This is a genomic window from Pseudomonas sp. TE3728 (assembly GCF_056279145.1).
Genome location: NZ_JBWBQT010000001.1, coordinates 6701153 through 6713832, shown reverse-complemented (window position 1 = coordinate 6713832; position 12680 = coordinate 6701153). Strand labels below are relative to the sequence as shown.

Annotated in this window: 13 protein-coding genes and 2 pseudogenes; 8 read left to right on the top strand and 7 right to left on the bottom strand. The window is 56.6% G+C overall.

Going from position 1 to position 12680, the window contains the following annotated elements:
• The 5 genes from ACZ89R_RS29925 (at position 1) to ACZ89R_RS29905 (ending at position 4835) form a co-directional block, all read left to right on the top strand.
• On the top strand, positions 1-1122 hold the full coding sequence (locus ACZ89R_RS29925; protein WP_429547213.1) for an alkene reductase: 1122 nt from the start codon (positions 1-3) through the stop codon (positions 1120-1122).
• 52 nt (positions 1123-1174) lie between these two features.
• Positions 1175-1963, top strand: coding sequence for an SDR family NAD(P)-dependent oxidoreductase (locus tag ACZ89R_RS29920; RefSeq protein ID WP_123494049.1), 789 nt, complete (start codon positions 1175-1177; stop codon positions 1961-1963).
• A gap of 47 nt (positions 1964-2010) precedes the next feature.
• Complete coding sequence (locus ACZ89R_RS29915; protein ID WP_429547214.1) at positions 2011-2880, top strand: alpha/beta fold hydrolase; 870 nt, start codon at positions 2011-2013, stop codon at positions 2878-2880.
• A gap of 77 nt (positions 2881-2957) precedes the next feature.
• Positions 2958-3956, top strand: a complete 999-nt coding sequence (locus ACZ89R_RS29910) for an NADP-dependent oxidoreductase (RefSeq protein ID WP_429547215.1) — start codon at positions 2958-2960, stop codon at positions 3954-3956.
• A 423-nt stretch (positions 3957-4379) separates the two neighbouring features.
• Positions 4380-4835, top strand: a complete 456-nt coding sequence (locus tag ACZ89R_RS29905; protein ID WP_095631877.1) for a hypothetical protein — start codon at positions 4380-4382, stop codon at positions 4833-4835.
• 428 nt (positions 4836-5263) lie between these two features.
• Here the strand turns inward: ACZ89R_RS29905 and ACZ89R_RS29900 are convergent, their stop codons facing one another.
• From ACZ89R_RS29900 to ACZ89R_RS29880, 5 genes and pseudogenes are all read right to left on the bottom strand, one after another.
• A complete protein-coding gene (locus ACZ89R_RS29900) occupies positions 5264-6637 on the bottom strand; it encodes an IS1182 family transposase (RefSeq protein ID WP_429547216.1) in 1374 nt (457 codons plus the stop codon).
• A 146-nt stretch (positions 6638-6783) separates the two neighbouring features.
• Positions 6784-7020 (bottom strand): hypothetical protein, encoded by a 237-nt coding sequence (locus tag ACZ89R_RS29895; RefSeq protein WP_048381736.1) that lies wholly within the window; start codon positions 7018-7020, stop codon positions 6784-6786.
• 202 nt (positions 7021-7222) lie between these two features.
• Entirely contained in the window at positions 7223-7528 is a 306-nt protein-coding gene (locus ACZ89R_RS29890; protein WP_253549348.1) for an NIPSNAP family protein, read from the bottom strand.
• Positions 7529-7650: 122 nt separating this feature from the next.
• The gene (locus ACZ89R_RS29885; RefSeq protein WP_429547217.1) at positions 7651-8211 is read right to left on the bottom strand and encodes a nucleotidyltransferase family protein; all 561 of its coding nucleotides are present in this window, start codon (positions 8209-8211) and stop codon (positions 7651-7653) included.
• A 311-nt stretch (positions 8212-8522) separates the two neighbouring features.
• Positions 8523-9074 (bottom strand): annotated as a pseudogene (locus tag ACZ89R_RS29880) (SDR family NAD(P)-dependent oxidoreductase); the annotation flags it as partial.
• Positions 9075-9232: 158 nt separating this feature from the next.
• Between ACZ89R_RS29880 and ACZ89R_RS29875 the strand changes: the two are divergent.
• Positions 9233-9857, top strand: a pseudogene (locus ACZ89R_RS29875) (AraC family transcriptional regulator); the annotation flags it as partial.
• A gap of 148 nt (positions 9858-10005) precedes the next feature.
• Here ACZ89R_RS29875 and ACZ89R_RS29870 read toward each other — a convergent pair.
• On the bottom strand, positions 10006-10401 hold the full coding sequence (locus tag ACZ89R_RS29870) for a cupin domain-containing protein (RefSeq protein WP_429547219.1): 396 nt from the start codon (positions 10399-10401) through the stop codon (positions 10006-10008).
• Between the two features lie 102 nt (positions 10402-10503).
• On the opposite strand from ACZ89R_RS29870, the gene ACZ89R_RS29865 reads away from it, so the two are divergent.
• Entirely contained in the window at positions 10504-11115 is a 612-nt protein-coding gene (locus tag ACZ89R_RS29865; protein WP_429547220.1) for a TetR/AcrR family transcriptional regulator, read from the top strand.
• On the opposite strand, the gene ACZ89R_RS29860 is transcribed toward ACZ89R_RS29865, so the two are convergent.
• Positions 11112-11687 carry a TetR/AcrR family transcriptional regulator gene (locus ACZ89R_RS29860; RefSeq protein WP_429547221.1) on the bottom strand — a complete coding sequence of 192 codons (576 nt, stop codon included), beginning with the start codon at positions 11685-11687 and terminating at the stop codon, positions 11112-11114. The genes ACZ89R_RS29865 and ACZ89R_RS29860 overlap by 4 nt on opposite strands.
• Before the next feature lie 173 nt (positions 11688-11860).
• Here ACZ89R_RS29860 and ACZ89R_RS29855 point away from each other — a divergent pair, with 173 nt between their 5' ends.
• Positions 11861-12658 carry a crotonase/enoyl-CoA hydratase family protein gene (locus tag ACZ89R_RS29855; protein ID WP_429547222.1) on the top strand — a complete coding sequence of 266 codons (798 nt, stop codon included), beginning with the start codon at positions 11861-11863 and terminating at the stop codon, positions 12656-12658.
• The last annotated feature ends 22 nt before the right edge of the window (positions 12659-12680 follow it).

Here is a 12680-nt window from a genome sequence, read left to right as displayed (position 1 = left end):
ATGAGCGACCAGAATCTGTTTACCCCTTACACGCTTGGCGCCCTGACGCTGTTGAACCGCGTGGTTCTCGCTCCACTGACGCGCAATCGCGCAGGCAAAGGCTTTGTGCCGAGTGAGTTTGCTGCTGCCTATTACAGCCAGCGGGCCAGCGCGGGCTTGCTGATTTCCGAAGCCTCGCAGATATCCCAGCAGGGACAGGGCTATCAGGACACCCCGGGCATTTACACGCAGTCGCAGATAGAGGGATGGCGCAAGGTGACCGATGCCGTGCATGCCAAGGGCGGGAGAATTTTCCTGCAGCTGTGGCATGTGGGCCGTGTTTCCCACGTGGATCTGCAACAGCAAGGCGCGGCGCCGGTAGCCCCTTCCGCGCTTCGTCCCGCGACCAAGGTGTTCGTCAACAACCGATTCGAGGACGTTTCCGAGCCGCGAGCGCTGGAGACTGACGAACTGCCGGGCATCGTCAACGATTTCCGCCAAGCGGCGGCAAACGCCATTGCGGCAGGCTTCGACGGCGTGGAAATCCACGGTGCAAACGGCTATTTGCTGGATCAGTTCATTAAGGACGGCGCCAACCTGCGTACTGATGCCTACGGCGGCTCGATCGCAAACCGTGCGCGTCTACTGCTGGAAGTGACGGCTGCCGTGGCCGCCGAGATTGGTGCTGATCGCACGGGCATTCGCCTTTCGCCTGTCTCGCCGGCCAATGGTGTATCGAGCAGTGATCCACAGGCTCAGTTCGATTACATCGTCGACCAACTCAATGCTCTGGACATCGTTTATCTGCACGTCGTCGAAGGCGCGACCGGTGGGCCACGCGACGTGGCGCCCTTTGATTTCGACGCCTTGCGCCAGCGCTTCAAGAACACCTACATCGCCAACAACGGCTATGACCTGGACCTGGCCACGGCACGCCTTACGCATGACAAGGCCGACCTGATCGCCTTTGGCCGCCCTTTTATCGGCAACCCTGATCTGGTGGAGCGGCTCAAGAACGGTGCGCCACTGTCCGCCTTCGACCCCTCCACGCTCTACGGCGGCGGTGCGGCGGGATACATCGACTACCCGACGCTTGCCGAATCAAGCGCTGCCGCGAACCAGGCACAAGCTGATCGGGCCTGATTTCGATCGTGCATCCATCCCCATTCATGTTCCCGAAAAAAGAGCTGACATCATGACGACTCACCCTACCGTTCTCATCACTGGCGCTTCCACCGGCATCGGCGCGGTTTACGCCGAGCGTTTCGCCCAACGCGGGCATGATCTGGTGTTGGTCGCCCGCGACCATTCGCGCCTGGAAACGCTCGCCGCAAAGTTGCGTGGCGAACACAACGTCGCCATTGAAGTGCTTCAGGCCGACCTGACTCAACTCAGCGACCTGCACACCGTCGAAGCGCGCCTGCGGGATGACGGACGCATCGGCATCCTCGTCAACAATGCCGGCGCCGCACAGTCCGGCAACTTCATCGAGCAAAGCACTGACAGCGTTGCGCAACTGGTGGCCCTCAACACCACCGCACTGGTGCGGCTCGCCAGCGCCATCGCGCCACGCCTGGCCAAAGCAGGTGAAGGTGCGATCATCAACATTGGTTCGGTGGTGGGTCTGGCGCCTGAGTTTGGCATGTCGGTCTACGGGGCGACCAAGGCGTTTGTGCTGTTCCTGTCCCAAGGCCTGAGCCTGGAACTTTCGCCTCAGGGTGTTTATGTGCAGGCCGTACTGCCCGCCGCCACCCGCACGGAGATTTGGGATCGCGCCGGTATCGACATCAACACCTTGAGCGAAATCATGGAAGTGGGTGATCTGGTCGATGCCGCACTGGTTGGCTTCGACCGTCGCGAACCGGTGACCATTCCTCCGCTGCATGAAGGCGAGCGCTGGGATGCCCTGCAAACCGCGCGTCAGGGTCTTTTGTCGCAGATCAGGCAGTCCGCCGTGGCGCAACGCTATTTGACTCAAGCCTGACCCATGTCGAGCAGGTCGGCCTCGCCCCGCAATCGGACGGAATAAACATGACTGTTTTGGCTAGAAGCAATCATCCAGGTTCGCAGTCGTCATTTATCAACGCGGCGAACCAGTCGGTTCTGGTAGGCGGGATCCCCTTCGCCTATCGTGACCTGGGACCCAGGACGGAGGTCCCGCTGGTCATGTTCAACCATTGGGGGGCAGTGTTGGATAACTTTGACCCCAGGATCATCGACGGTCTGGCAAAAAACCGGCGTGTCATCACCACCGATTACCGCGGTATCGGTGGCTCGGGTGGCGCCGCGCCATTGACCGTCGGTGAGATGGCTGACGATGGCATCGGCTTTATTCGTGCGTTGGGTTTGGACAAGGTTGACCTGCTCGGCTTTTCACTCGGCGGCTTCGTCGCTCAAGACATCGCCATGAAAGCACCCGAACGAGTGCGCAGATTGATCCTCACCGGATCCGGACCGGCTGGCGGCATAGGCATCGACAACGTCGGCTCGGTGACCTGGCCGTTAATGATCAAGGGTCTGCTGACGCTCCGAGATCCCAAGTTCTACCTGTTCTTTACCACCACGGCCAACGGACAACGCGCCGCGTCCGAGTATTTGCAACGATTGAAAGAGCGCCGGCAAGACCGGGACAAAGGCCCCACATCCCGCGCGTTTTTACGGCAATTGAAAGCCATAACTGCGTGGGGCAAGCAGGCGCCGCAAGAACTCGGTCGCCTGCGTATGCCGACGCTGATAGCCAACGGGGACAACGACATCATGGTGCCCACTGTCAACTCGCTTGAGCTGGCAAAGCGAATCCCCAACGCGCAACTGATCATTTACCAGGACGCCGGGCACGGCAGCATTTTCCAGCACCATACCGATTTCGTGGCCAACGCTTTGGCATTCCTCAACACCTGACAGCCTGGCACGTCTAATCGCATCAACGTTGTCGGGGCCTGCCCCATTCTCATTCCACCGACAAGAGCAGCTGCAACATGAAGGCATTTTTTATCGACCGCTACGGCAAGCAGAACGGAACGATTGGCGAAGTGCCCGACCCCGCGGTCGGTGTGCATGACGTTCTGATCCAGGTGCATGCAACGAGCGTGAACCCGTTGGACTCGAAGATCAGAACCGGGGAATTCAAACTGATCCTGCCCTATACATTCCCATTGGTATTGGGCAATGACTTGGCCGGAGTGGTCGTTCGTACAGGTTCGGCGGTGAAGCGATTCAAGCCAGGAGACGAAGTCTATGCACGCCCTCCCGAGGCACGGATCGGGACGTTTGCCGAACTGATCGCCGTGAACGAAAACGCGCTCGCGCTGAAACCCTCGAATCTCGATATGGCCGAAGCGGCGTCCGTCCCCTTGGCCGCCTTGACGGCCTGGCAGGCGCTGGTTGAGACCGCCCAGGTGAAAAAAGGCCAGAAGGTGTTGATTCATGCCGGATCCGGCGGTGTCGGCACGTTTGCCATCCAGCTCGCCAAACACCTCGGCGCCTTCGTTGCGACCACCACCAGCACGGCAAATGTCGAATGGGTGAAAGCACTCGGGGCGGATGTGGTCATCGATTACAAACAGCAGGATTTTGCAAACGAGTTGCGCGATTTCGACGTGGTGTTGAACAGCCTCGGTGCCGATGTACTGGAGAAATCGGTCAAGGTTCTCAAGCACGGCGGACAGCTCATTTCCCTCTCCGGACCACCGACAGCAGAATTTGCCCAAGAGCAAGGCTTGTCCTGGATGCTACGGCAAGTCATGCGCCTGCTGAGCAGCGGTATTCGCAGAAAAGCCCGCAAGCATGGGGTGAGCTATGCATTTTTGTTTATGCGTGCCGACGGGGTACAACTGCAAAGAATCACCTCGCTTATCGAGGCTGGCGTCATCAAACCGGTCATCGATCGTTCCTTCCCTTTTGAATCGACTGCAGAGGCGTTGCGGTACGTCGAGCAGGGCAGATCAAAAGGCAAAGTCACCATAACAATCAAATAAGCGCACTACAAAAAATGTCAGTAGATAACGTGCATGCCGCCGAGTGTCACATTCCAGCGCCTGAACCAGAGGAGCAGCCACCGCACAACAGGCCCACACAGGAGCAGTTGCAACCGGAAGTCGTGCCTGTAGAAAAGCCGATGATCATTTGGCGCAGCTTGATGCTCGAGCAGTAACGAGAAATGGTTGAAGCCACTCCTCAATCGAAACAATGCTCACATCGCCACAAGCTCGGAGCGAATGGCAAGTTTGCATCAAAAGCGGATGTAGGCCGAACGTCCGCTAATGGCCCGATTTCTGCCTGTCACGAGGGGCAGAAATCGGCCAGAAGCGGTCAGTCGGCGGATGAAATTTGGCTTGTACCAACCCACGATGTTGTATGTAATTTCACGCCAATTCAGTGCATAAAGGTCGTTCGCAGTTATGGAAGCCAGTACCCTCACATTTCAAGAGTTGTTTCGTCCGGGAAGCGCCTCAAATGGCTGCACCGTGGCCGAACGATGCTCCTCCGATTTTCTGATAAACGAACGTTCGTTGCTCAATGCTATCGTTATGGCTGATGGTGGACATTCCGACTTTATGGGTTGTTTTGTTAAGGGCTTCCTAGAGCAAAACAAACAATCTAATTCTCGTCTGCTATTACGCGAGCCCGCTGAAACAGAAAGCGGTCGGATACTCCTTTACATCTGCCCCGAGTGCGGCGACATCGGGTGTGGCGCCTACGCAGTATCTGTTCGCCAAAACGATGACTTTTTCACGTGGGATTCCTTTGCTTACGAGAACGGTTATGAAGAGCCTCGCATCATTGAAGGAGTCGGCCCCTTCACATTTGAGAAGCATGCCTATGAGGCAGTTATCAACGATGCGGCTACGTTCTGAAAGGTAATTCAACTTGCACTGCAAAAGCGGGCCGATTGTGTCCGTCGACCGCCGCTTTTGGTCAATCGTGATAGGCAGAAATCGGCCGATTCTGTTGAAAAAGTCGGCCATGGTTTCCACGGTAGAAAAGTACGCGTTTGAGATTGAAATCTTTACATTGAGCAGTGGATTCCGGGTTCAGATTTCGCGTAGCAGCGCGCAAAAAAGGTGTTTTCAGCGGTCAGTATCCGGGCCGTCTGGAAGAACCGACTTTTTCAACAGAATCGGCCGATTCTGTTGAAAAAGTCGGATTTTCAGATCACCTGAACTCAGGCACGACCACCACCGAAGAACCAACTCACCACTTTGAGTGGTTTCTCGGCCCTTCGTTGAGCTTTGCAGCTCGGTTATTGGGTTGGTTTGAGGTTTTTGGCTTAGTGCAGGCGCACCTATCCCGTGACCGGTGGCCCTTGAGACGTAAATTTGGCCAGCCGGCGCAGGTTCTGCACCGCAGCGGCCAGCGTGAACTCATCGGTCGCACCGCTCATGCCACGTAGTCGCAAGCGATCCAGTTTCAGGATGCGTTTGAGGTGGGCAAACAACATTTCGACCTTTTTACGCTCGTGGCGAGAGCGCACGTACTCCGGCGTCGCTGCGATGCGCCGAGCCACATCACGAGCGGCTTCATGGACGCTGCGAGCGATCTTGCAAAACGCAGTGTTGGGGCAACACTTGGCCTTCATCGGACAGACTACGCAGTCGACCTGTCGGGATCGGAAGATGATGGTGTTGGCTTTTGTGACGTGCGAACGCTCGTTCTTGAAGGCTCGCCATTCGCTGCGTAATACGTTGCCGGCTGGGCAGCTGTATTCCTCAGCCTCTTCATTCCAGAGGAAATCGTTACTCGAAAAGCTGTCGTTCTTGCGCTCAGTTTTGTCCCACACCGGCACATGCGGTTCGATGTCTTTTTCCTCCACCATCCAGGCCAGCATCGGCGCGGTGCCGTAAGCGGTGTCGCCAATGAGGCGCTCTGGCTTGATGTCGAACTGCGCTTCGACCCGATCGATCATCGTCTTGGTGCTCTCGACTTCTGCGGTTCGATGAGCCGGTGTGGGTTCCACATCCATGATCACGCCGTGCTCGGTATCGATCAGATAATTCGTGGAGTAAGCGTAGAACGCTGGGCCACCTGGAGCTGCGGTCCAGCGGGCTTGAGGATCCGTCAGCGACAGGCGCTTCGGTAGCGTTTCGGCCAGAGCCTCTTCATCGAGGCCTTCAAGGTACTCACGCACGGCGCGGGTACTCAGGGCCGGATCGCTCCAGTTGACCTGTTCATCACCCGGTACGCCGCGCTGCCGGCTCGCATCCGCTTTGATGATGCTGGCGTCCACGGCAAAGCCTTCGCCTTTGACCAGGCCAGCATCCATGCAACGACGCAGCACCTCGTTGAACAACCAGCGAAACAGATCGCTGTCCCGAAAACGGCCGTGTCGATTTTTGGAAAAGGTCGAGTGGTTGGGGACTTCATCTTCAAGGCTCAACCGGCAGAACCAGCGATACGCCAGGTTCAAATGGGCCTCTTCGCACAACCGCCGTTCGGAGCGAATGCCGTAGCAGTAGCCGACGATCAGCATGCGAATCATCAGTTCTGGATCAATCGACGGACGCCCAATCGGGCTATAAAAATCGGCGAGGTAATGGCGCAGGTCGCTCAGATCGAGACATTGATCAATGCTGCGCAGAAGGTGATTGGCTGGGATGTGATCTTCAAGGTTGAACGAGTAAAACAGTCGATCCTGCCCACTCGATAACTGTCCCATCATGCTGCGTACTCTCTCGCTGGCCGATGGAGTGATTTTGCCGTAGACGACACAGGGGCGCCATTCTTAGCAAAGTCGACCCAAAGCAGACCATGGCAAGTGGTTATCAGATAGAGAGGGTTCCGCAGTTTTATCCGACTCTTGACTGGTCATTCCCAGCCCAGTTTCCTGTAGGAAGTCTTGTCTTGTTCGGGAAAGTCCGTCAGGTACTCGCCCCACTGCATGTGCGCATAATATTTAGTCATCGCTTCGAAATGACTTTCAGCCTCAACCTCCCAAACAAGCTTCGCTTCCGAATGCATAAGCGCACGCGCACCATCACCTTCAGCACCGGCTAGACAAAAGGTCTGACAGCCATCAGGTTCCTGCCAAAGTTCATGATTCATATTCAAGGTTCTGTTTTTTAAGGTCGTTATGGTGCCCGAAACTCTGATGGAACGGCCGTTATGGATCGGCTCTGTAGAAGAGACTGAATCCGAACGCCGACTTTTTCAACAGAATCGGCCGATTCTTGCCTGTCGCGAAGTGCTGCAATCGACCCATATCGGAAAAGGGTGCAACCGACCAACGTCCGAAAGGTTAATTAACTCAATCCAGTACGGGGCGCAGAAAAGTGCGTTCATAGCTCAAGATAAATCTTTGCTGGGTAGCCTCCGCCACCAATCTGATGCACTCCTCGTCCAGCTCGCTTTCTTTGCGATAGCGCTCGTACTCAGCGAGGTTGGCAAAGCTGAACAGGCAGTAAGCAATGTTGTTGGCACCTTCAGCCGGTAGAAAGTAGCCGTGATGCTGGCCGCCCATGCGGGTCACAACACCGATCCACTGGCGGGAATAGCTTTCGAAAGCCGGGAGTTGGTATGGGTCAATGGCATACCTGACATGGCAAGTAATCACTGGTCAGTCCTTTGAGAGGGGTGAGGCCACCATTTTACACTCCCAACGGCGCAACGCCGAGTGGACCGCTTTTGGCTGACTGCTGCTTGTCGCGAGAGGCTGCAACGACCCGCAGCGGACGTTTAGCTGACTAGTGTCAACCATGGCCAGCGCTCCCGATAGCTAGCCGCTTTTTGGCTAAACAAGCTAGGCAGAGGGTTCAGTTCGTTTAGTCTGAGCAGGTTGTTCTGAAGATCGTCCAGGCCGTGTGTGCTGTACAACTCCCCTGTGGAGACATCAACTCCCAGGCAGGTCGAGTTGATCAGATAGCGATCTATGCCATCGGTTACCTTTCTCAATTGAGGATAGGCAGCGCCGAATTTGGATTCGTACCACAAGTGAACGCGGGCCTGATTGCGTACCTCTACGTTGACGTCGAGATGGGAACAGGCATGGCGAACCCGTGTGATCACTCGATCCTCGGCTTCCCATGAAAGATCCTGATCGAAATAAGCGATGTCGTAATCCTTGATTCCCCATTCGGCAGGCTGTCCTGCTTGATGATTCCAGAAGGTCTGGAACAGACATCCCGCTGTCAGCATGCAGTGAGGGACTTCCAGCGTCGGCAGGAGCGTCAGCAATTGCTGGTTGATGACGTTTCCTTTGGCGATCGCCAGTACTTGCTCGTTGGTCAGTGAATGCATCAATACCCTCCATGGTGACTGGAGGTGAGCTTACCTGACCGAGGCCTTGGGTGAATTATTTAATGTCCGCTTTTGGCCCGATTGCGGGCCTTCGCGACAGGCAGAAATCGGCACAGAAGCGATTGGATTTAGGGTGCTTGCGCCTCTAGTTGTAGCTTTGCAGGATCCTGCGAGCGCACCGACATTAGCGGTTCACATGAACAGCAGATCAAGCCTGGAAATCGAGGGTGTTGATTTAGATTCCGAGACTTCGATTGCGCTGCTATCAGATATGGAGGGTCTTCTGCTTTGAATCATGAATGCGGCTGTGGCTACAGCAACTGCCCGCCCGAGACATCAAAAGTCGTCCCGTTAGCCCAGGCCATGTCATCGGACAGGATCGCGGCAACCGCACCGCCTATGTCGTCCGGTAGACCGACACGGCCCAGCGCGATGCTCTGTGCTACATAGGCGTTCACATCCTTGTTATCGCGCACCGCACCACCGCCAAAATCGGTTGCGATGGCGCCTGGGGCAATCGCATTCACCCGAATTTGGCGCGAACCAAGCTCTACGGCCATGTAACGGGTGAGCACTTCAACTGCGGCCTTCACCGCCGCATAAACGCTGTACCCCGGCAAAGTAAAGCGCACGAAGCCGGAGGAAACGTTCAGGATACGACCGCCGTCTTCCACGAGCGGTAACAGCTTCTGAGTCAGGAAAATCGGGCCGCGAAGGTGCGTGGCGACCAGTGAGCCAAACTGGTCTTCGGTCGCGTCAATAAAGTTCGCAAAGAGGCCATTGCCGGCATTGTTGACGAGGAAGTCGAAGCGCTCGCGGCCGAAATCGGTCTTCAGCGTATCAGTCAGTGCGTTTGAAAAAGCCTGGCGGTATCGCTCGCGCGGCCCTGCGCCTCTGCTGAAGGGGGCAGCCCTCGGCGGTGATGGCCATACGGCGGAGCGGCGACCATGCAAGAGCGAACAAAAAGGGATTGGCATCCTGATAAACCCGATGCCTTGCCGCCCTGCGCCTCTGCTGAAGGGGGCAGCCCTACGTTGCGGTATCGCTCGTGCTGGATCCGGCCATACTGGCGGAATTGGCGGCGACCATGCCGCCGGTTCGCAAGAGCGAACAAAAAGGGATTGGCATCCTGATAAACCCGATGACCGCTTCGCTTCGCGACACATTGCTGCGCTTATTGTGATTGCTCGACACGCCTGCCGATATCCCGGTTCTCGGCTCCATGGTCGAACGGGAATTGCTCTATCGTCTTCTACAGGGCGCCCAAGGGCGGCTGTTGCGTCAGATTGCCCAACCCGATGGCGCACTGGGTCGCATCCGGCGATGCCGTTGCCTGGATCAGGGACAACTACAACACTAGACTTCGCATCGAGGCGTTGTGCGATGCAAGCGGGATGAGCCGGGCAAGCCTGCATCGCCATTTTCTGTCGATGACAGGCCTCAGTCCCATCCAGTATCAGAAACAGCTTAGGCTGCAGGAAGCTCGCCAGCTTTTGCTTGCTGGCGAGCATCGCGCGTCTGACGTGGCGTTCGCTGTCGGCTATGAAAGCGCATCCCAGTTTAGCCGCGAATACCTACGGCAATTCGGCGCATCGCCTGCCCGCGACGCGCGCGAGATACGGCAGGCAATCACTGGCGAGGCTTGACAACCATGAGTGGAGCCAGCCAAGACTGCTTGATTAAACCGATTGCCACTTATGCGGCAGCAACTGATCGATCTCGCTCACTCCGTGCAAGACGGAGGTTCAGGCTACGTATCGAGTCAGCCTGAACGCACGATACGTCCGAGCTAAATCAGTCAACGGTTCCGCTGGTAACCACAGTGAATTTACGGCTGAATTCAAGTACCTCACAGACCCCCGTGTGCCCTGCCGGAATCGAAACGGCATCGCCCGCCGTCATCTCGAATCGTTCCCCTGTATCCATAGTGATAGCAATGCGTCCTTCGATCAGCACGAAAGCTTCATCGTTGTCGAAGCGCCAATCGAACTTCGAAGGTTGTGAAGTGAAGAATGCCACGACTTTGTATGGAGTTTTCACGCCGACAGTACGAAGAAGCTTCATCCGGGTATCGGGATTGCCTTCGATCACATCATCACCCAGCGGGTATTCAAGCCAGCCGTCGGGTGCGTCCAGTGATGCCAGCGCTACGGAGTCGATCGGGTTGGGAAGCGTAGGACGAGTTGTCATTTTTTTGTTGCCTCGTATCGGAAGAGGTGGATAGCGGCTATGACAAGTGGCATAGTCGAGCCTCAGACTACACCAGAATATGACGGATGGCATAATTTTTAGATGAGCACTTCTACGCGTGACCGAATGATCGTGGGGGCAGCGGATCTGCTGCGCCGTAAGGGCATGACAGCGACCAGCATGCGTGAGGTTGTGCGCCACTCGAACACCCCTCGCGGGTCCATCGCCCACCATTTCCCCGGCGGTAAGCGCCAATTACTTGAAGCTGCTGTTGAACATGCCGGCCGGGAAGTCAGCGAGCCGCTAACACTGCTTTTGAGCAAACATGGGCCAGTGAAAGGTATGGAATTATTCGTTGCTTCATGGCGGAAAATGCTTGAAGAGACAGCCTTCCAGGCTGGCTGTGCGGTGTTGGCCGTAGCGGTTGAGCAGTACACGTCCGACCAGCGCGGCGAGTCTGCTCCCGAGTTGGAAGCGCAGATCCAGCAGCAGCTTCTGGATCAGGCCAATGCAATCTTCGGGGAATGGAGAGAAATCGTTGCCAGAGCTCTACAGCAGGCTGGAGTGACTGCCGTCCGCTCGCATAGTCTTGCACTGTTGGCAATTGCTTCTATCGAGGGGTCCGTGGCTCTCTGCAGAGCTGCGCGTAGCGCGACGCCGCTCGATCTCATCTGGCAGGAGCTTAAGCAGAGTTTTGAGCGGGAGCTAGCCTAGACACCAGCGCCAACGGGCTCCAACTGATGGAGCCCACGGGCGGTCACTGCATCGATGTAACTCGGATCACCGTAGATCCGAGCCAGCAAAATTGCCCCCTCAAAATCGGCTACGAGTTGCCGCGCCAAGCTTTGCGCCTCAGCTTGACTGTGGGCGACGCTATAGAGCTGGGCGAACGCCGCAGTCCAGTCATCCAGAAAGCGCCGGATCGGTCCCATCAGCTCTGTCTTTCCATAAGTGGCATCGACCGCAACGACACCCATGAGACAACCAATAGAGTCGTCTTGAAAGAGCCTCTTGGCCTTGCGCCCCATGCGTGTGAGTCGTTCTTGCACATCCAGGCTTTCATCGAACGCGATGGAGAACAGCGTCTGTTTCAATCGCTCGTGCGTCCAGTCCAGCACGTCCCGCAGGAGCGCTTCCTTGTTGGGATAGTGGTGATAGAAAGACGCCTTGGTCAGGCCGCAGGCAGACGACAACACATCCATAGTGGTGCCGTGGTAGCCAAAACGTTTGAAGGTGTTGGCGCAGCGCTGCAGAAGCTCATCGCGTGGAATTTTCAGTGGTCGCACGGGCAACTCCTACTCTAAATCATGCAGATTGATTCTACGTCATAAGCGTTGGCGTCTCAATTTGACGGTTACCGAATGTTTGTTTAGTTTCTAGTAACCGAACGTTCGGTAGGTTACTAGGCTTGCCTGAAAAAACAGGCAACACCCTCTCATACAACCAGGAGATGCCTCCAATGAGCGAAGCAAACAGCGGTCCGGGTCGCGTCACCCGAGAGCAGCGTGATCATCTGTTCCTTATCGGCCTGGACCGGGCTGGCAAACGTAATGCTTTCGATAGTGTCATGTTGAACGACCTGGCTCTGGCCTTGGGCGAATACGAACGCAACGATGAGATGCGTTGCGCCGTCGTGTTCGCTCACGGTGCGCACTTCACAGCGGGACTCGATCTGATGGAGCTGACGCCGAAGCTGGCGTCGGGTGGCTTCAAATATCCGGATGAAGGCATCGATCCATGGGGCGTCTCGAAACCGCGTCGCACTAAGCCGGTGGTACTCGCCGTGCAAGGCACTTGCTGGACCGCCGGCATCGAACTGGTGCTCAACGCCGACATCGCGATTGCTGCCAGCAATACCCGCTTCGCCCACCTGGAAGTACTGCGCGGCATTCCGCCGTCCGGTGGCTCCACCGTGCGCTTTACCCAGGCCGCAGGCTGGACCAATGCCATGCGCTACATGTTGACCGGCGAAGAGTTTGGGGCTGACGAGGCGTTGGCCATGCGTTTGCTGACCGAGGTCGTTGAGCCCGGCCAAGAGCGGGTGCGCGCCATCGAATATGCCGAGAGCATCGCCAAAGCGGCACCGCTGGCAATCAAGGCCACGCTGCAGTCGGCTTTCCAGGCGCGCGATGAAGGTGATGCCGCTGCGCTCTCCAAGCTCAACGAACTGCTGTTCACGCTGATCAAGAGCGAAGACGTGCGTGAAGGCGTCATGGCGATGATGCAGAAACGTGCACCGGTATTCAAAGGCCGTTAACGGATAAGTCAGGGGCAAGAAA

Coding starts and splice junctions, on each gene's coding strand:
- ACZ89R_RS29915 (WP_429547214.1), top strand. CDS start 2,011: ATGACTGTTTTGGCTAGAAGCAATCATCCAGGTTCGCAGTCGTCATTT.
- ACZ89R_RS29895 (WP_048381736.1), bottom strand. CDS start 7,020: ATGAATCATGAACTTTGGCAGGAACCTGATGGCTGTCAGACCTTTTGT.
- ACZ89R_RS29885 (WP_429547217.1), bottom strand. CDS start 8,211: ATGCATTCACTGACCAACGAGCAAGTACTGGCGATCGCCAAAGGAAAC.
- ACZ89R_RS29920 (WP_123494049.1), top strand. CDS start 1,175: ATGACGACTCACCCTACCGTTCTCATCACTGGCGCTTCCACCGGCATC.
- ACZ89R_RS29905 (WP_095631877.1), top strand. CDS start 4,380: ATGGAAGCCAGTACCCTCACATTTCAAGAGTTGTTTCGTCCGGGAAGC.
- ACZ89R_RS29910 (WP_429547215.1), top strand. CDS start 2,958: ATGAAGGCATTTTTTATCGACCGCTACGGCAAGCAGAACGGAACGATT.
- ACZ89R_RS29855 (WP_429547222.1), top strand. CDS start 11,861: ATGAGCGAAGCAAACAGCGGTCCGGGTCGCGTCACCCGAGAGCAGCGT.
- ACZ89R_RS29870 (WP_429547219.1), bottom strand. CDS start 10,401: ATGACAACTCGTCCTACGCTTCCCAACCCGATCGACTCCGTAGCGCTG.
- ACZ89R_RS29900 (WP_429547216.1), bottom strand. CDS start 6,637: ATGATGGGACAGTTATCGAGTGGGCAGGATCGACTGTTTTACTCGTTC.
- ACZ89R_RS29865 (WP_429547220.1), top strand. CDS start 10,504: ATGAGCACTTCTACGCGTGACCGAATGATCGTGGGGGCAGCGGATCTG.
- ACZ89R_RS29925 (WP_429547213.1), top strand. CDS start 1: ATGAGCGACCAGAATCTGTTTACCCCTTACACGCTTGGCGCCCTGACG.